Here is a 16,891-nt window from a genome sequence, read left to right on the forward strand (position 1 = left end):
CTATCGCTGGGAAAAATCAGCCGCTCAGACCGAGGCCAGGAAGGCTTCGATCTCGGCGGGCGTGCCGACCGTCTGCGCCTGCGCCTCGGGGGCGAGGCGCTTCATCAGCCCGCTCAGCACCTTGCCGGAGCCGATCTCGACGAAGCGGTCGCAGCCGAGCTCCAGCATGCTGCCGATGCATTCGCGCCAGCGCACCGTGCCGGTCACCTGGCGGACCAGCAGGTCGCGGATCTCGACCGGGTCGGTCGCCTTGGCGGCGGTGACATTGGCGATCACCGGCACCAGCGGCGGGCGCAGCTCGGCCAGCGCCAGCGCCTCGGCCATGGCATCGGCGGCCGGCGCCATCAGCGCGCAATGGAAGGGGGCGGAGACCGGCAGCAGCATGGCGCGCTTGATGCCCGCCTCCTTGGCCAGCGCCACGGCGCGCTCGACCGCGGCGCGGTGGCCGGAGATCACCACCTGGCCGCCGCCATTGTCGTTGGCCGCCTCGACCACCTGGCTCTCGCCCTCGGGCCCCTCGGCGGCGCGGGCGCAGATCTCCTGCGCCTGGGCCATCTCGGCGCCGAGCAGCGCCGCCATGGCGCCGAGCCCGGCGGGGACCGCCTTCTGCATCGCCTCGCCGCGCAGCCGCAGCAGGCGGGCGGCGGTCGCCACGTCGAAGCTCTGCGCCGCGGCCAGCGCGCTGTACTCGCCGAGGGAGTGGCCGGCGACGAGGGCCACCCTGGACTTCAGGTCGAAGCCGCCCTCCTGCTCCAGCACCCGCATCACCGCCATGCTGACGGCCATCAGCGCCGGCTGGGCATTGGCGGTCAGCGTCAGCTCCTCGATCGGGCCTTCGAACATCAGCCGCGACAGGTTCTGCTTCAGCGTCTCGTCGACCGCCTCGAAGACCTCGCGGGCGGCCGGGAAGGCTGCGGCCAGCTCGCGGCCCATGCCGATGGCCTGGCTACCCTGGCCGGGGAAGACGAAGGCGATCGGCATGGCGGTGCGGCTTTCCTCGGGAAGTCTGGCGGCCTGGGCCGCGGCAGGGGTCGGACGGATCTCGGATCGGCCGGCGTCGCCCGCTTCCGGCGCGTGGCGGCGCCCCGGGGGGCGACGCGACGGCGGGCGGGCCATGCGGCCGCAACGGCGGGCGGGGTAATGGGGCCTTCACCCGGTGTCAACAATGGAGCGGCGCCGAGGGGGGCTTCCCGCCGCCCGGCACCGCCGGATTCGCGGCCTTCCGGCCGGTCCCGCCGCCCGCTCCGAGCGGAGGCTGGGCCCTATCTATAGAGTGGCTGCGGAGCGGCCGTCGGGCGGCACCCGGCCCCGGGCATGCAGCCGGGCACAAACTGGTTGCCGCTGCGGACGCTTTATGGTTCAAGCCGCGCTCCCCTGCCGGGCGCGCGAGGCATCGCGCCCGGCTATGCCCGTTTGCGTGCCGCCGGCATGGTGCCGGTGTCGCCTGGGCTGAGACAGCCACAGGGAGACCCCATGCCCTTGTATGAGACCGTGCTCATCGCACGTAACGACCTGACCCAGCAGCAGGTCGAGACCATCACCGACCAGATCGCCGCCATCGTCACCGAAGCCGGTGGCGAGGTGAAGAAGCGCGAATACTGGGGCCTGCGCGGCCTGGCCTACCGGATCAAGAAGAACCGCAAGGGGCACTACATGCTCCTCGGTCTCGACTGCCCGTCCGCCGCCGAGCAGGAAGTCGCCCGTCAGCTCGGCCTGAACGAGGACGTGCTGCGTCACATGACGCTGCGCATCGAGACGATCGACGAGAACCCCTCCGCCATCCTCGCCAAGCGTGGCGACGACCGCGAGCGTGACCGCGGCTTCCGCGGCCCGCGTCCGGCCGCCGGCCGCTTCTCCTCGGGCCGCCGCGAGCGGAACGACGATCGTGAGGAATACCGCGCCCGTCCCCGCGACGAAGGCGACAACGCTGGCGGCGAGGAGTAATCCCCCATGTCCGAATCGACCGATGTGAACATCGCCGCCCGCCGCCCCGCCGTGGGCGCCCGCCGGCCGTTCTACCGCCGCCGCAAGTCCTGCCCCTTCTCCGGCCCGAACGCGCCGAAGATCGACTACAAGGACGTGCGCCTGCTCTCCCGCTTCCTGAGCGAGCGCGGCAAGATCGTCCCTTCCCGGATCACCGCCGTGTCGGGGAAGAAGCAGCGCGAGCTGGCCAACGCCATCAAGCGCGCCCGCTTCCTGGCCCTGCTGCCCTACGTCATCAACGACTGAGCGCAGCGGACGGGAACGGATTCTAGAGCACGGATCCAGGGACGGAAGATGGCAGCGGGGCAGCCCCGGTTCGGCCTGACCGACGATCCTCGCCTGTTGGCGGGGGCGGCGGGCGGGCTCGTCTCGGCGCTGGCCGCGCTGGCCGCCTTCCGCGGCGTGCCCGGCGGCATGGGCCTGTTCTGGCTCGCGCCGATGCCGCTCTTCCTGGCCGGCCTCGGCTTCGGCAAGGCGTCGCTCGCCATCGCCGTCGCGATCGCCAGCCTGGCGCTGCTGCTGACCACGCCGGGTGTCGTGCCGCTGCTGTTCTGGCTCGCCCTCTATGGCGGGCCGGCGCTGCTGCTGCTGGGCACCGGGCTGCGGGACGCAGCGCCGCCGGCGGGTCCGGGGATGGCGCGGCTGTCGCTCGGCCTGCCGCTGGCGCTGCTCGGCATCTGGCCGGCCCTCCTCCTCGTCCTGGCCAGCCTGCTGGCCAGCAACGAGGGCGGGCTGGAGGCGCTGCTGCGCGACGCCATCACCACCGGCCTCGCCCGCATGGGCGCCGAGGTGCCGGAGGCGGTGCTGCACCAGATCGTCCGGCTGCAGGCCGCGGCGCTGGCGCTCTGGGTCGGGCTGACGCTGCTGGCCAATGCCGCGGGCGCGCAGGGTTTCCTGCAGCGGCGCGGCCTGGCGCTGGCGGCCGATCCGGCCTGGCGCGCGGCGCGGCTGCCGGCCTGGTACCCGGCGCTGCCGGCCCTGGCCGGGCTGCTCTGGCTGCTGGCCGACCCGGCCGCCGAGCTGCTGCCGCTGTCGCTCTGCCTGGTCCTGGCGGTGCCGCTGGTGCTGCAGGGCCTGGCGGCCATGCATTCCCGGCTGGCGGGCTTCTCGGCCCGGCTGCCGCTGCTGATCCTGCTCTACGTCCTCATTCTCGTCTTCAGCCTGCCGGGCGCCCTGATTCTCGTGGCGCTCGGCCTCCTCGAACAGTACGGGCGCCGCAACAACCCGCCCGCCAACATGTGAGATCGGGGTTACACCGATGATCGAAGTCATCCTGATGCAGCGGGTCGACAAGCTCGGCCAGATGGGCGAGCTGGTGAAGGTCCGCCCGGGTTACGCTCGCAACTTCCTGCTTCCGCAGGGCAAGGCCATCCGCGCGAACCAGGAGAACCTGGCCCGCTTCGAGCGCGAGCGCGTTCAGCTCGAGGCGCAGAACCTGAAGCGCCGCGAGGAAGCCGAGCGCGTCGCCGAGCGGATGGACGGCCTGACCGTCGTCATCATCCGCCAGGCGGGCGAGTCGGGCGGCCTCTACGGCTCCGTCTCCAGCCGCGACATCGCCGACGTCTGCAAGGACGCCGGCCTGACGCTGGCCCGCAACCAGATCCTGCTGGACCAGCCGATCAAGACCCTGGGCGTCACCCCGGTGAAGGTCGCGCTGCATCCGGAAGTGATGCTGATGGTCTCCGTCAACGTCGCCCGCTCCCCGGAAGAAGCCGAGAAGCAGGCCCGTGGCGAGGACGTCCGCGCCGAGCAGCAGGCCGAGGAAGAGAGCCTGGAGGCCGAGCTGGCCGCCGAGCTGTCCGAGCTGGGCGCTGCCAGCGAGAACTGATCCTGTCTCCAGGGGGCCTCGTGCTCCCTGGGAAGGTCGGAAGCGAATCAGGCGTCCCTCCCTCGGGGGGACGCCTTTTTCATGCGGATCTGGCATGCACGACGCCGGCCACGCCTCCCCGCCGCGTGAGTGGACAGGCTGATGACAGAGTCCGAAGCTGATCATCCGTGGAGATGATCAGGGGCTCGGACCATGCTGTTCGATCGCATCCTGTCCCGCATGATCCGGCGCGGGACGCTCACCGTCCGCTATCCCGACGGCACCCGCCGGGTCTATCGCGGCGCCACCGACGGTCCCGCCGCCGGCCTCGACATCCGCACCCCGCGCGCCGAGCGCCGCCTGGTCACCAATCCCGGCCTGGCCTTCGGCGAGGGCTACATGGCGGGCGAGCTGGTGCCGATGGACAGCAGCCTCTACGAGGTCACCGACCTGCTGGCGCTGAACCTGATGCAGTTCGGCCATCCCGGCGAGCATCTGATGGAGAAGCTGCGCTGGCTGCGCCGCCGCCTCGACCAGCTCAACCCGGCCGGGCGCGCGCGCCGCAACGTGGCGCACCATTACGACCTGAACGGGCGGCTCTACGCCCTCTTCCTCGACCGCGACCGGCAGTATTCCTGCGCCTATTTCCCGACCGGCCAGGAGACGCTGGAGGAGGCGCAGGAGGCCAAGAAGCGCCACATCGCCGCCAAGCTGCACCTGGACCGGCCGGGGCTCGAGGTGCTCGACATCGGCTGCGGCTGGGGCGGCATGGCGCTGCACCTGGCACGCGCGCATGGCGCCCGCGTCACCGGCATCACCCTCTCCACCGAGCAGCTCGAGGCGGCCCGGGCGCGCGCCGCCGAGGCCGGGCTCTCGGCCCAGGTCCGCTTCGAGCTGATGGACTACCGCGACTGGTCCCGGCCCATGGACCGCATCGTCTCGGTCGGCATGTTCGAGCATGTCGGCATCGACCACTACCGCACCTTCTTCCGCAAGATCCACGCGGCGCTGAAGCCGGAGGGCGTCGCCCTGGTCCATGCCATCGGCCGCAGCGACGGGCCGGGCAGCACCAATCCCTGGCTGGCGAAATACATCTTCCCCGGCGGCTATTCGCCGGCCCTGTCGGAAGTGCTGCCGCAGGTCGAGAAGGCCGGGCTCTGGACCACCGATATCGAGATCCTGCGCCTCCACTACGCCCAGACCATCGCCCATTGGCGCCGCCGCTTCGCCGCCAACCGCGACGCCATCCAGTCGCTCTATGACGAGCGCTTCTGCCGCATGTTCGAATTCTACCTGGTGGGGTCGGAGCTGGCCTTCCGGCGCATGGGACATATGAACTGGCAGATCCAGCTGACCAAAGCCGTCGATGCCTTGCCACTGACGCGGGATTACATCCACCAGGCCGAGGCCAGGGGGCCTTGCCCCCTGGACCCCCACCAAGAAGCTGAGGTTCTTGGATCTCCCATCTTGTGACAGCGCTGCCACGGCCAGCTACATTTCAACCCCTCCCGCCCAGGGGGCGGGCGGGCTAGATTGCGCCGCATGAACAGCGTCAACCCGCCCGGCGAAGGGCTGCTCACTCTCTCGCAGCGTCAACCCCCCTTCAACCGCCAGGCGGAGCAGGCGCTGCTGGGCGCCCTGCTGTCCAACAACAAGGCCTATGAGCGCGTCTCGGAATTCCTCGCGCCCGAGCATTTCGCCGACGCCGTCCACGGCCGCATCTTCGCCTCGATCCAGCGCCGCATCGAGGCCGGCCAGCTCGCCGACGCCATCACGCTGCGCGCCGAGTTCGAGCATTCCGGCATCCTGGAAGAGGTCGGCGGCACCGGCTACCTGGCCGAGCTGCTCGGCGCCATGGTCGGCATCATCAATGCCGGCGAATACGGCAAGGTCATCCACGACGCCTGGCTGCGCCGCCAGCTGATCGACCTGGGCGAGACCGTGGTCAACCGCGCCTTCGGCGCCGAGGCCGAGCTCGCCGCCAAGGAACAGCTCGAGGCCGCCGAGCAGGCCCTCTTCGAGCTCGCCAAGGATGGCGGCTCGGAAGGCGGCTTCGTCACCTTCAACCGCGCCCTGACCGATGCGGTGAACCTGGCGGAGAAGGCCTTCGCCCATGGCGGCGGCGTCTCCGGCCTGCCCTCCGGCCTGCGCGACCTCGACGCCAAGACCGGCGGGCTGCACCCTTCCGACCTGATCATCCTCGCCGGCCGCCCCGGCATGGGCAAGACGGCGCTGGCCACCAAGGTGGCCTTCGGCGCCGCCAAGTCGCTGCTGCGCAGCGCCGAGGACGAGCACGGCCCCGGCGCCGTGCCGCGCGGCGGCTGCGCCATCTTCTCGCTGGAAATGAGCGCCGACCAGCTCGCCACCCGTCTGCTCTCGGAAGAATCGCGGGTCTCCGGCGACCGCATCCGCCGCGGCGAGATTCAGCAGCGCGACTTCGACAAGTTCGTCGAGGTCAGCCGCGACCTGGCCCGCCTGCCGCTGTTCATCGACGACACCCCGGCGATCACCATCTCGGCCATGCGCACCCGCTGCCGCCGGCTGATGCGCACCAAGGGCCTCAGCCTGATCGTCGTCGACTACCTGCAGCTGATGCGCCCCGCCGCCGGCTCCCGCCCGGAGAACCGGGTGCAGGAGATCAGCCAGATCACCCAGGGCCTGAAGGCGCTGGCCAAGGAGCTGGCGGTGCCGGTCATCGCCCTGTCGCAGCTGTCGCGCCAGGTCGAGAACCGCGAGGACAAGCGGCCGCAGCTGTCGGACCTGCGCGAATCCGGCTCGATCGAGCAGGACGCCGACATGGTCATGTTCGTCTATCGCGACGACTACTACCTGAAGATGCAGGAGCCGAAGAACACCAACTTCGACAGCGCCGACAAGTACGAGACCGCGCTGGCGAGCTGGAAGGAGCGGATGGAAAAGGCCTACAACCGCGCCGACCTGATCGTCGCCAAGCAGCGCCACGGCCCCACCGGCACCATCCCGCTGTTCTTCGAGGCGGAATTCACCCGCTTCGGCGACCTCGACATCACCCATGGGGACATGCATGGCGGCGGCAGTGATTACTGACCTTCTTCCGGCGCGCGCCCTGGCCTCGGCCCCCGAGGCGGAGCTGCTGGTCGATCTCGGCGCCATCGTCGCCAATTGGCGCGACCTCTCGGCCCGCCATCCCGGCGGCCCGGTCGCCGGCGTGGTCAAGGCCGATGCCTATGGCCTGGGCGCGGCGCCGGTCGCGCGCGCCCTGGCCGAGGCCGGCTGCCGGCATTTCTTCGTGGCGCAATTCGCCGAAGGCGTCGCCCTGCGCGCCGCGCTCGGCGCCGGGCCGATGATCGCGGTGCTCGGCGGCTTTCCGCCGGGTGCCGATGCCGGCGCGGCGCTGACCCCGGTGCTGAACGGCCCGGCTGACATCGCCGCCGCCCGCGCCACCGGCCTGACCGGCGCCATCCTGCATGTCGATACCGGCATGGAGCGCCTCGGCCTCAACGCCGCCGAGCTGGCCGCCGCCGGCGACCTTTCTTCCCTTGGCCTGTGCTACGTGATGACCCACCTGGCCTGCGCCGACGAGCCCGGCCACCCGCTGACCGCGCGGCAGGCCGAGCGCTTCGCCGCCGTCCGCGCGGCGCTGCCGGGCCTGCCCGCCAGCTTCGCCAATTCCGCCGGCCTGTTCCTCGGCGAGGCTTTCGCCTCCGATCTGGCGCGGCCGGGCTGCGCGCTCTACGGCATCAACCCGACCCCGGGCCAGGCCAATCCGATGCGCCAGGTGATGCGCCTGCTGGTGCCGATCCTGCAGATCCGCGAGATCGCCCCCGGCACCACGGTCGGCTACGGCGCCTCCTGGACCGCCAGCCGCGCCAGCCGCATCGCGACGATCTCCGCCGGCTATGCCGATGGCTATCTCCGCGCGCTCTCCGGCCGCGGCACTGGCTTCGTCGACGGCCAGGCAGCACCCCTGGTCGGCCGGGTCTCGATGGACCTGATCACGATCGACGTCACCGACGCCCCCGCGGCACGGGTCGGCGGCATGGCCGAGCTGATCGGCCCGGCCCAGACCCCGGACCAGCTGGCGGCGCTGGCCGGCACCATCGGCTATGAGATCCTGACCTCGCTGGGCGCCCGCTACCGGCGTCGCCATTCCCCCGCATGACGCTGCAGGCCCGCTGACTTGACCCTGATCCTGAATGTCCTGGCCGCCATCGGCCGCGGCGTGCTGGGCGCCTGCCGCTCGGTCGGCGCCATCGCGCTTTTCGCGCTGGACGGCGTCTCGCATATCCTGCGGCCGCCCTTCTATCCGCGCCTCTTCGGCCGCGCCTTCCTGGAGATCGGCTATTTCTCCCTGCCGGTGGTGTCGCTGACCGCGATCTTCACCGGCATGGTGCTGGCCCTCCAATCCTATTCCGGTTTTTCCCGGTTCGGCGCCGAGAGCGCCGTGGCGAACGTCGTGGTGCTGTCCATCACCCGCGAGCTCGGCCCGGTGCTGGCCGGCCTGATGGTGGCGGGGCGCATCGGCGCCGCCTTCGCCGCCGAGATCGGCACCATGCGCGTCACCGATCAGATCGACGCGCTGACCACGCTGTCGACCAACCCGATGAAATACCTCGTCGCGCCGCGGCTGCTGGCCGGCACGCTGGCCATGCCGCTGCTGGTGGTGGTGGCCGATATCCTGGGCGTCATGGGCGGCTGGCTGGTCGGCACCACCAAGCTGGGCTTCGGCTCGACCACCTACCTGGCCTCGACGCTGAACTTCATGCAGGCCGAGGACGTGATCTCCGGCCTGGTGAAGGCCGCCGTCTTCGGCTTCGTCATCACCCTGATGGGCTGCTACCACGGCTACAACAGCCGCGGCGGCGCGCAGGGCGTCGGCGGCGCCACCACGGCCGCGGTGGTGTCTTCCTCGATCCTGATCCTGGCGCTGGACTATGTTCTGACCGAGATGTTCTTCGGCTGATGACCGACACCCCGAAAATCCGCCTGCGCGGCCTGACCAAGCATTTCGGCGCCAAGACGGTGCTGGATGGCGTCGACCTCGACGTCGCCGCCGGCCATGGCATGGTCATCCTCGGCGGCTCCGGCTCCGGCAAGTCGGTGACGATCAAGTGCATCCTCGGCCTGATCACGCCGGATGCCGGCAGCATCGAGATCGACGGCCGCGACATCCTGGCGATGCCGCGCCGCGAGCGCGAGGCGCTCAACGACCGCATCGGCATGCTGTTCCAGAACGGCGCGCTGTTCGACAGCCTGCCCGTCTGGGAGAATGTCTGCTTCAAGCTGCTGGCGCAGAAGCGCATCACCCGCGCCAAGGCCCGCGACAAGGCGGCCGAGGTGCTGGCCCAGGTCGGCCTGGCCGCCAGCGTCGGCGACCTCTCCCCCTCCGAGCTGTCGGGCGGCATGCAGAAGCGCGTCGGCCTGGCCCGCGCCATCGCCGCCGAGCCCGAGATCATCTTCTTCGACGAGCCCACCACCGGCCTCGACCCGATCATGGGCGCGGTGATCGATGGCCTCATCGTCGATTGCGTGAAGAAGCTGGGCGCGACGGCGGTCTCCATCACCCACGACATGGCCAGCGCCCGCCGCATCGGCGACACGGCGGCGATGCTGCACAAGGGCCGCATGGTCTGGACCGGCCCCGCCGCCGCGCTGGGCCAGACGGGCAATGCCATGGTCGACCAGTTCGCGCGCGGCGAGCGGGAAGGTCCGATCGGGATGGAATTGCGGAAGTAAGGGCCGGGCAGGCTGGGGGAATGAATTCCCCCAGACCCCCTTCTTTTTTCTGCGATTGCTGCCGCCTCCACGTGGAGACGGGACGTGAAACGGCCAGTCAGCAGAGCGACCTTTGAGGTTGCGCTGTTTTCATAAGTGTGTCCCGCCGTGATGCCCTGGCGACGCGCGGGTCGCGTGACGGCCGGTGATCAGAAAAAAGATGGGGTCCAGGGGAATTCATTCCCCTGGCCTGCCTCTGTCTTCCCTTGCTTCCCTTTTCTAGGAAGCCTATCTGAAACACTATAACATACCGAATTTGAGAGTGCTCGCCCATGCTCCGCCGCTCCCTCCTGCTCACCCCCTTCCTGCTCGCGGCGACCCAGGCGCGCGCGGCGGCACCGTTGCGGGTGGTGGCGTCCTTCTCGATCCTGGCGGATCTGGTGCGGCAGGTGGGTGGCGAGCGGGTCGCGGTGCGGGCGCTGGTCGGGCCGGATGCCGATGCGCACAGCTTCTCGCCGCGGCCCTCCGACGTCGCCGCCCTGCGCGAGGCGCAGCTGGTGGTGCGCAACGGGCTGGGCTTCGAGCCCTGGCTGGACCGGCTGCTGGGCGCGGCCGGCGGCAAGGTGACGAGCGTGGTCGCCAGCGCCGGCATCACCCCGCGGCGGATGGCGGGCGGGCATGATCATGGCCACGGCCACAGCCACGGCAAGCCGGGCGAGGCGGTGGCCGACCCGCATGCCTGGCAGGACCTGAAGAACGGCCAGGCCTATGTGCGCAACATCGCCGCCGGGCTGAGCGCGGCCGATCCGGAGGGCGCGTCGCTCTATGCCGCCAATGCCGAGGCGCTGGTCGGGCGGCTGGCGGCGCTGGATGGCTGGGTGCGGCAGCAGGTGGCGAGCGTGCCGGAGGCGCGGCGCAAGGTGGTGACCAGCCACGACGCCTTCGGCTATTTCGCCGCCGCCTATGGCGTCGATTTCCGCGCGCCGCAGGGCGTCAGCACCGAGGGCGAGCCGAGCGCCCGCGCGGTGGCCGGCCTGGCGCGGCAGCTGAAGGCCGAGGGCATCACCGCCGTCTTCATCGAGAACATGACCAACCCGGCGCTGCTCGACCGGCTGGCGGCCGAGGCCAATGTGCGGGTGCGCGGCCGGCTGTTCTCGGATGCGCTCTCGGCCGAGGGCGGGCCGGCGGCCACCTACGAGGCGATGTTCCGGCACAATGTCGGGCTGCTGGTGCCGGCGATGAAGGGCGAGGCCGGCTGACGCCCCTTCCGCGCGTACCGGCTTTGTTCTAGACCGGGCGGATGGCCAAACCCTCCGCCCGCTTCGTCTGCCAGAATTGCGGTGCCGTCACCTCGAAGTGGCAGGGCCGCTGCGAGACCTGCGGCGAATGGAACACCATCGCCGAGGAGCAGCCCGAGATCCGCGCCCCCGGCCCGGCCGGCAAGTCCGCCGGCGGCCGCAAGATCGACTTCGTCAGCCTGAAGGGCCGCGCCGCGCCGCCGCCGCGCACCGAGAGCGGCATGGCCGAGCTCGACCGGGTGCTGGGCGGCGGCTTCGTGCCGGGCAGCGTGGTGCTGGTCGGCGGCGATCCGGGCATCGGCAAGTCGACCATCCTGCTGCAGGCGGCGGCGCGCATCGCCAATGCCGGCAAGCGCGTCCTCTACATCTCGGGCGAGGAGGCGATCGACCAGGTGCGGCTGCGCGCCTTGCGGCTAGGGCTGACCGACAGCCCGCTCGGCCTCGCCGCCGCCACAAGTCTCCGCGACATCGCCGCCAGCCTGGAGGAGGAGAAGGAGGCGACGCTCGTCATCATCGACTCGATCCAGACGGTCTGGCTGGACAGCCTGGACGCCGCCCCCGGCACGGTCAGCCAGGTGCGCGCCTGCGCCGCCGAGCTGACCCGGCTGGCCAAGACGCGCGGCTTCGCCGTGGTGCTGGTCGGCCATGTCACCAAGGAGGGGACGCTGGCCGGCCCGCGCGTGCTGGAGCACATGGTCGATGCCACGCTGTATTTCGAAGGCGATCGCGGCCACCAGTTCCGCATCCTGCGCGCGGTGAAGAACCGCTTCGGCGCCACCGACGAGATCGGCGTCTTCGAGATGACCGATCGCGGGCTGATGGAGGTGGCCAACCCCTCCGCCCTGTTCCTGGCCGAGCGGCGCGGCAATATTTCTGGAAGTGCGGTTTTTGCCGGGATGGAAGGCACCCGGCCGGTGCTGGTCGAGATCCAGGTGCTGCTGTCGCCCTCGCCCTCCGGTGGCTCGCCGCGACGGCAGGTGGTGGGCTGGGATTCCGGCCGGCTGGCGATGCTGATGGCGGTGCTGGAATCGCGCTGCCGGGTCAGCCTCGGCCAGAACGACGTCTATCTGAACATCGCCGGCGGGCTGCGGGTGAACGAGCCGGCGGCCGATCTGGCCGTCGCCGCCGCCCTGGTCTCGGCGGCCACCGACCGGCCGACCGACCCGGAGATGGTGTTCTTCGGCGAGATCGGCCTCTCCGGCGAGATCCGCCAGGTGGCGCAGACCGACACGCGGCTGCGCGAGGCGGCCAAGCTGGGCTTCTCGGCGGCCACCCTGCCGCGCCGCGTCTCCCGCCCCGGCCGCGCCGCCTCGGCGCATGACGGGCTGAAGCTGACCGAGATCGGGCACCTGGCCGACCTGGTGGCGCCGCTCGCCGCCGCCGCCGCGGCGGCCAAGCCGAAGCCGGCCCGCGCCGAGGGCGAGGGTGGCGCCCGGGACACGCCGCGCCGCAAGGCGCCGGAGCCTGCGGGCGAGGCGTGACACCGGCCCGTCGCTTGGCTATAGGCTGGCGCCGATGACCTGGGTGGACGGCATTGTCCTCGCGGTGCTCGCCCTCTCGGCGCTCATCGCCTTCTTCCGCGGCTTGGTGCGCGAGGTGCTGGGCGTCGGCGCCTGGATCGGCGCCGTGCTGTTCGCTATCACCGCGCTGCCGGCCGTGTCGCCGCTGCTGGCCGAGCATATCCAGCCGCCCTGGCTGGCCGAGCTGATCGCCGCCGCCGCCGCCTTCATCGTCGCGCTGGTCGTGCTCAAGCTGCTGATCGGCTGGTTCGCCGGCAAGGTACGGGCCTCGGTCCTCGGGGGGCTGGATCGCGCGCTCGGCATGGTCTTCGGCCTGGTTCGGGGTGCTTTCCTGGTCGTCCTCACCTATATCGTGGGCGGACTGTTCCTGCCCGCCGTCGACCGTTGGCCCGAACCGGTGCGCGAGGCACGAAGCCTGCCGATGACGGCCGGGGCGGCAGCGATGCTTGTCTCCCGGCTGCCACCGGAGTATCGCCCCCGACTTCCAGACCTGCCGCAGAGCAGCATGCCCAGCATGGACGAGCTGCTGCGACCCCCGGCCCGAGGCCGGTAACGAGGACGCCGATGCACCCCCTGCCCCATGACCCCTCCCGGGACGATGACGACGGCTTCCATGAGGAATGCGGCGTCTTCGGCGTCTGGAACGCGACCGATGCGGCGGCGCTGACGGCGCTCGGCCTGCATGCCCTGCAGCATCGCGGCCAGGAGGCGGCCGGCGTCGTCACCCTCTCCGAGCCCGGCAAGTTCCACGCGCATCGCGGCCTCGGCCTGGTCGGCGACATCTTCGGCGACGCCAAGGTCATGGCCGGGCTGAAGGGGCGCTGCGCCGTCGGCCACAACCGCTATGCCACCACCGGCGAGACGGCGCTGCGCAACGTCCAGCCGCTGTTCGCCGATTTCGAGTTCGGCGGGCTGGCCGTCGCCCATAACGGCAACCTGACCAATGCCTCGACGCTGAAGCGCGCCCTGGTCCGCCGCGGCTGCATCTTCCAGGCCACCTCCGATTCGGAGGTTTTTATTCATCTGATCGCCATCAGCCTCTATGCCAGCGTGGTGGATCGGCTGATCGACGCGCTGAAGCAGGTGCAGGGCGCCTATTCGCTGGTCGGCCTGCATGACGGCGCCATGATCGGCGCGCGCGACCCGATGGGCGTGCGCCCGCTGGTGCTCGGCCGCATCGGCGGCGAGGGCGGCGCCTATGTGCTGGCCAGCGAGACCTGCGCCCTCGACATCGTCAGCGCCGATTTCGTGCGCGACATCGAGCCGGGCGAGATCGTCGTCATCGACAACAACGGCCTGCGCAGCATCAAGCCCTTCGGCCGCACGCAGAACCGCTTCTGCATCTTCGAATACATCTACTTCGCCCGCCCCGACTCGGTGGTCGAGGGCACGCCGGTCTACACGACCCGCAAGCGCATCGGCGAGGAGCTGGCGCGCGAGAGCCATGTCGAGGCTGACGTGGTCGTGCCGGTGCCGGATTCCGGCGTGCCGGCGGCGATGGGCTATGCCAACGAGGCGAAGATCCCCTTCGAGCTCGGCATCATCCGCAACCACTATGTCGGCCGCACCTTCATCGAGCCGACCGACCAGATCCGGCATCTGGGCGTCAAGCTGAAGCACAGCGCCAACCGGCCGATGATCGAGGGCAAGCGGGTGATCCTGGTGGATGATTCCATCGTCCGCGGCACCACCTCGAAGAAGATCGTCGAGATGGTGCGCCAGGCCGGCGCCAAGGAGGTGCATATGCGCATCTCCTCGCCGCCGACCACGCATTCCTGCTTCTACGGCATCGACACGCCGGAGCGGACCAAGCTGCTGGCCGCCAACCACGATGTCGAGGAGATGGCCCGCATCATCGGCGCCGACAGCCTCGCCTTCATCTCGCTGGACGGCCTCTACCGGGCGCTCGGCCGCGACGGGCGCGACGGCGCCAATCCCGGCTATTGCGACGCCTGCTTCACCGGCGACTATGCCATCCCGCTGACCGACCTGGTCGACCATCCGGAACGCGTCCCCGCCCTGCTGGCGGCCAACGGCCAGTGAGCCAGGCCGCCACGGCGGAGGCCGGTCTAGACACCGGCCGCCCGCTTGCCGGCCAGGTCGCCCTGGTCACCGGCGCCAGCCGCGGCATCGGCGCCGCGACGGCGCGCGAGCTGGCGCGGCTTGGCGCGCATTGCGTGCTGGTCGCCCGCACCCAGGGCGGGCTGGAGGAGACCGACGACGCCATCCGCGCGGCCGGCGGCCAGTCCACCCTGCTGCCCTTCAACCTGGTCAAGGACGCCGACAAGATCGACATGGTCGGCCCCTCCCTGGTGGAGCGCTTCGGCCGGCTCGACATCCTGGTGCACAACGCAGGCGCGCTGGGCGCGCTGACCCCGGTCGCGCATATCACCCCGCGCGACTGGGCCGATGTCATCGGCACCAACCTGACCGCCGCCTGGCGGCTGATCCGCACCTGCGACCCGCCGCTGCGCGCGGCCCCCGCCGGCCGCGCCGTCTTCGTCACCACCAGCCGCGTGCAGCAGCCCAAGGCCTTCTGGGGGGCCTATGGCGCCTCCAAGGCGGCGATGGAGCATCTGGTGCAGACCTGGGCGCAGGAGGTCGAGCACACCCCGCTGCGGGTGAACCTCTTCGACCCGGGCGTGGTGGCGACCAAGCTGCGCGCCCAGGCCATGCCCGGCGAGGATCCTGACTCGGTCGCCCAGCCGGCCGATGTCGCGCCGGCGCTCGCCGCCCTCTGCCTGCCGGCCGAGACGCGGCACGGCGCCACGGTGCCGTTCGGCCGCTGACCTGCCCTGGGGGGGCTCAGCCCCCCAGTGCCTTGCGCATCAGCAGCACGGTCCTGCCGTCCTGCGGCACCCGCTCCACCGCCTCCCAGCCGAGCCGGCGATACAGCGCCCCCTCGCCCCCGGTGTAGAGCCAGAGCGTCCCTGCCCCACCTTCCGCCGCCGCCCACTCCACCGCCTGCACCAGCCGCGCGCCATGGCCGCGCCCGCGCGATTCCGGCCGCACATAGACCCCGGCCAGCCAGGGGGTCAGGTCGGGCCGCTCGTCCAGATCGGCCGCGGCCAGGCTGGCCGTCCCCGCCGGCGCGCCATCCTCCAGCAGGACGAAGCTCTGCGGCGGGCCGCGCTCGGCATCCGACCGGCCGACCACCGCCAGCACCGTCTCCAGGCTTTCGCCATTCTCGCGCCAGAAGGCGTGCCACAGCCAGGCCGCCACCTGCGGCCCCAACTCCGGCCGCTCGCGCAGCGTCACCAGCCTCGTCTGCATCCCTGTTCCCTCCTGGCGATCCCGCCACGGCGCCACTTGACGCGGCCTGTTCGCAGAGGGAAAGTCCTCGCATGTTCGCGATGAGCATCATCAAGCGCATTACCAAGACGACCGCTCCGGCGGGGCGTCCTCTGGTGGCTGCGCGGTGACCGCCGCAGCATAAGACCAGAAGGCCCCGCCGGAGACGGACGGGGCCAGGCCGCAACCGGCCCCGTCTCTCCCGGCACCACCGGACACCGAGAGACATGCTGAACCTCCAAGACCCCGTCGAAGCCCTGCCGCACCCTGCCGTGAAGGCCAATCCCGTGGTCGCCATCGTCGGCGCCACCGGCGCCGTCGGCGTCGAGCTGCTGGAAAGCCTGGCCGCCCGCGACTTCCCGCTCTCCGGCCTGAAGCTGCTGGCCTCCGCCCGCTCCGCCGGCAAGACCATGCGCTTCCGCGACCAGGAGTTGACCGTCGAGACCCTGACGGAAGACAGCTTCGACGGCGTCGACCTGGCGCTGTTCTCCGCCGGCAGCGGCATCTCCAAGCGCTACGCCGCCGCCGCCGTGAAGGCCGGCGCCGTGGTGGTCGACAATTCCTCCGCCTTCCGCATGGACCCCGACGTCCCGCTGGTGGTGCCCGAGGTCAATGCCGCCGCCATCGCCCGCCACCGCGGCATCATCGCCAACCCGAACTGCGTGGCGATCATCGCCACCGTCCCCCTGGCGCCGCTGCGCGAGAAGCTGAACCTGAAGCGCGTCACCGCCGCCACCTACCAGGCCGCCTCCGGCGCCGGTGCCGCGGCGATGGAGGAGCTGCGCGCCTCCACCGAGGCCTACCTGAAGGGCGAGGCCTTCGAGCCCAAGGTCCTGCCGCACCCCTATGCCTTCAACCTGTTCAGCCACAATGCCGAGATGGACGAGGAGAACGGCTACAACGGCGAGGAGCTGAAGGTCATCCAGGAGACCCGCCGCATCCTCGACATGCCGGAGCTGCCGATCGGCATCACCTGCATCCGCGTGCCCGTCCTGCGCGCCCATGCCATCGCGCTGACCCTGGAATTCGACGCCCCCGTCACCCCGGAAGAGGTCCGCGCCATCCTGGCCGAGGCCCCGGGCGTGAAGCTGGTCGATGACCGGGTGAAGAATCACTTCCCCATGCCGTCCGAGGCCTCGGGCCAGGGCGACGTGCTGGCAGGCCGCATCCGCACCGACCTCGGCGATCCGTCCGGCCGCTCCATCGCCCTCTTCGTCGCCGGCGACCAGCTGCTCAAGGGCGCGGCGCTGAACGCGGTGCAGATCGCGGAAAAGCTTCTCCCGCGCTGAAACAGGCTT

Annotated in this window: 17 protein-coding genes; 15 read left to right on the plus strand and 2 right to left on the minus strand. The window is 71.0% G+C overall.

Annotated elements, in window-relative coordinates:
- Window positions 1-24 precede the first annotated feature (24 nt).
- Window positions 25-981 carry an ACP S-malonyltransferase gene (fabD, locus tag WFI16_RS20805; protein WP_419899771.1) on the minus strand — a complete coding sequence of 319 codons (957 nt, stop codon included), beginning with the start codon at window positions 979-981 and terminating at the stop codon, window positions 25-27.
- 492 nt (window positions 982-1,473) lie between these two features.
- Between fabD and rpsF the strand changes: the two genes are divergently transcribed.
- From rpsF to WFI16_RS20875, 14 genes are all read left to right on the plus strand, one after another.
- On the plus strand, window positions 1,474-1,944 hold the full coding sequence (gene rpsF, locus WFI16_RS20810) for a 30S ribosomal protein S6 (protein WP_419899772.1): 471 nt from the start codon (window positions 1,474-1,476) through the stop codon (window positions 1,942-1,944).
- A 6-nt stretch (window positions 1,945-1,950) separates the two neighbouring features.
- On the plus strand, window positions 1,951-2,229 hold the full coding sequence (gene rpsR / locus WFI16_RS20815; RefSeq protein WP_419899773.1) for a 30S ribosomal protein S18: 279 nt from the start codon (window positions 1,951-1,953) through the stop codon (window positions 2,227-2,229).
- Window positions 2,230-2,277: 48 nt separating this feature from the next.
- A complete protein-coding gene (locus tag WFI16_RS20820) occupies window positions 2,278-3,225 on the plus strand; it encodes a hypothetical protein (protein ID WP_419899774.1) in 948 nt (315 codons plus the stop codon).
- Window positions 3,226-3,241: 16 nt separating this feature from the next.
- Window positions 3,242-3,811 carry a 50S ribosomal protein L9 gene (gene rplI, locus WFI16_RS20825; protein ID WP_076960320.1) on the plus strand — a complete coding sequence of 190 codons (570 nt, stop codon included), beginning with the start codon at window positions 3,242-3,244 and terminating at the stop codon, window positions 3,809-3,811.
- 192 nt (window positions 3,812-4,003) lie between these two features.
- On the plus strand, window positions 4,004-5,263 hold the full coding sequence (locus tag WFI16_RS20830) for a cyclopropane-fatty-acyl-phospholipid synthase family protein (protein WP_419899775.1): 1,260 nt from the start codon (window positions 4,004-4,006) through the stop codon (window positions 5,261-5,263).
- 69 nt (window positions 5,264-5,332) lie between these two features.
- Window positions 5,333-6,856 carry a replicative DNA helicase gene (locus WFI16_RS20835; RefSeq protein ID WP_419899776.1) on the plus strand — a complete coding sequence of 508 codons (1,524 nt, stop codon included), beginning with the start codon at window positions 5,333-5,335 and terminating at the stop codon, window positions 6,854-6,856.
- Entirely contained in the window at window positions 6,834-7,931 is a 1,098-nt protein-coding gene (gene alr, locus WFI16_RS20840) for an alanine racemase (protein ID WP_419899777.1), read from the plus strand. The genes WFI16_RS20835 and alr overlap by 23 nt, the downstream gene beginning before the upstream one ends.
- Window positions 7,932-7,949: 18 nt before the next feature.
- Window positions 7,950-8,732 (plus strand): MlaE family ABC transporter permease, encoded by a 783-nt coding sequence (locus WFI16_RS20845; protein WP_419899778.1) that lies wholly within the window; start codon window positions 7,950-7,952, stop codon window positions 8,730-8,732.
- Complete coding sequence (locus WFI16_RS20850) at window positions 8,732-9,505, plus strand: ABC transporter ATP-binding protein (protein WP_419899779.1); 774 nt, start codon at window positions 8,732-8,734, stop codon at window positions 9,503-9,505. Before WFI16_RS20845 ends, WFI16_RS20850 begins: the two co-directional genes overlap by 1 nt.
- 311 nt (window positions 9,506-9,816) lie before the next feature.
- Window positions 9,817-10,743, plus strand: a complete 927-nt coding sequence (locus WFI16_RS20855; RefSeq protein WP_419899780.1) for a metal ABC transporter substrate-binding protein — start codon at window positions 9,817-9,819, stop codon at window positions 10,741-10,743.
- A 41-nt stretch (window positions 10,744-10,784) separates the two neighbouring features.
- On the plus strand, window positions 10,785-12,263 hold the full coding sequence (gene radA / locus WFI16_RS20860; RefSeq protein WP_419899781.1) for a DNA repair protein RadA: 1,479 nt from the start codon (window positions 10,785-10,787) through the stop codon (window positions 12,261-12,263).
- Window positions 12,264-12,297: 34 nt separating this feature from the next.
- A complete protein-coding gene (locus WFI16_RS20865; RefSeq protein ID WP_419899782.1) occupies window positions 12,298-12,855 on the plus strand; it encodes a CvpA family protein in 558 nt (185 codons plus the stop codon).
- Between the two features lie 11 nt (window positions 12,856-12,866).
- A complete protein-coding gene (purF, locus tag WFI16_RS20870; protein ID WP_419899783.1) occupies window positions 12,867-14,345 on the plus strand; it encodes an amidophosphoribosyltransferase in 1,479 nt (492 codons plus the stop codon).
- Entirely contained in the window at window positions 14,342-15,091 is a 750-nt protein-coding gene (locus tag WFI16_RS20875) for an SDR family NAD(P)-dependent oxidoreductase (protein WP_419899784.1), read from the plus strand. Before purF ends, WFI16_RS20875 begins: the two co-directional genes overlap by 4 nt.
- Before the next feature lie 16 nt (window positions 15,092-15,107).
- On the opposite strand, the gene WFI16_RS20880 is transcribed toward WFI16_RS20875, so the two are convergent.
- Complete coding sequence (locus tag WFI16_RS20880) at window positions 15,108-15,575, minus strand: GNAT family N-acetyltransferase (RefSeq protein ID WP_419899785.1); 468 nt, start codon at window positions 15,573-15,575, stop codon at window positions 15,108-15,110.
- A gap of 245 nt (window positions 15,576-15,820) precedes the next feature.
- On the opposite strand from WFI16_RS20880, the gene WFI16_RS20885 reads away from it, so the two are divergent.
- The gene (locus tag WFI16_RS20885; protein ID WP_419899786.1) at window positions 15,821-16,882 is read left to right on the plus strand and encodes an aspartate-semialdehyde dehydrogenase; all 1,062 of its coding nucleotides are present in this window, start codon (window positions 15,821-15,823) and stop codon (window positions 16,880-16,882) included.
- The last annotated feature ends 9 nt before the right edge of the window (window positions 16,883-16,891 follow it).

The organism is Roseomonas sp. USHLN139 (assembly GCF_037145735.1).
Lineage (GTDB): Bacteria > Pseudomonadota > Alphaproteobacteria > Acetobacterales > Acetobacteraceae > Pseudoroseomonas.

Coding starts and splice junctions, on each gene's coding strand:
- purF (WP_419899783.1), top strand. CDS start 12,867: ATGCACCCCCTGCCCCATGACCCCTCCCGGGACGATGACGACGGCTTC.
- rpsF (WP_419899772.1), top strand. CDS start 1,474: ATGCCCTTGTATGAGACCGTGCTCATCGCACGTAACGACCTGACCCAG.
- rplI (WP_076960320.1), top strand. CDS start 3,242: ATGATCGAAGTCATCCTGATGCAGCGGGTCGACAAGCTCGGCCAGATG.
- WFI16_RS20835 (WP_419899776.1), top strand. CDS start 5,333: ATGAACAGCGTCAACCCGCCCGGCGAAGGGCTGCTCACTCTCTCGCAG.
- rpsR (WP_419899773.1), top strand. CDS start 1,951: ATGTCCGAATCGACCGATGTGAACATCGCCGCCCGCCGCCCCGCCGTG.
- WFI16_RS20865 (WP_419899782.1), top strand. CDS start 12,298: ATGACCTGGGTGGACGGCATTGTCCTCGCGGTGCTCGCCCTCTCGGCG.
- WFI16_RS20850 (WP_419899779.1), top strand. CDS start 8,732: ATGACCGACACCCCGAAAATCCGCCTGCGCGGCCTGACCAAGCATTTC.
- WFI16_RS20880 (WP_419899785.1), bottom strand. CDS start 15,575: ATGCAGACGAGGCTGGTGACGCTGCGCGAGCGGCCGGAGTTGGGGCCG.
- WFI16_RS20830 (WP_419899775.1), top strand. CDS start 4,004: ATGCTGTTCGATCGCATCCTGTCCCGCATGATCCGGCGCGGGACGCTC.
- radA (WP_419899781.1), top strand. CDS start 10,785: ATGGCCAAACCCTCCGCCCGCTTCGTCTGCCAGAATTGCGGTGCCGTC.
- WFI16_RS20820 (WP_419899774.1), top strand. CDS start 2,278: ATGGCAGCGGGGCAGCCCCGGTTCGGCCTGACCGACGATCCTCGCCTG.
- alr (WP_419899777.1), top strand. CDS start 6,834: ATGGCGGCGGCAGTGATTACTGACCTTCTTCCGGCGCGCGCCCTGGCC.
- WFI16_RS20855 (WP_419899780.1), top strand. CDS start 9,817: ATGCTCCGCCGCTCCCTCCTGCTCACCCCCTTCCTGCTCGCGGCGACC.
- WFI16_RS20885 (WP_419899786.1), top strand. CDS start 15,821: ATGCTGAACCTCCAAGACCCCGTCGAAGCCCTGCCGCACCCTGCCGTG.
- fabD (WP_419899771.1), bottom strand. CDS start 981: ATGCCGATCGCCTTCGTCTTCCCCGGCCAGGGTAGCCAGGCCATCGGC.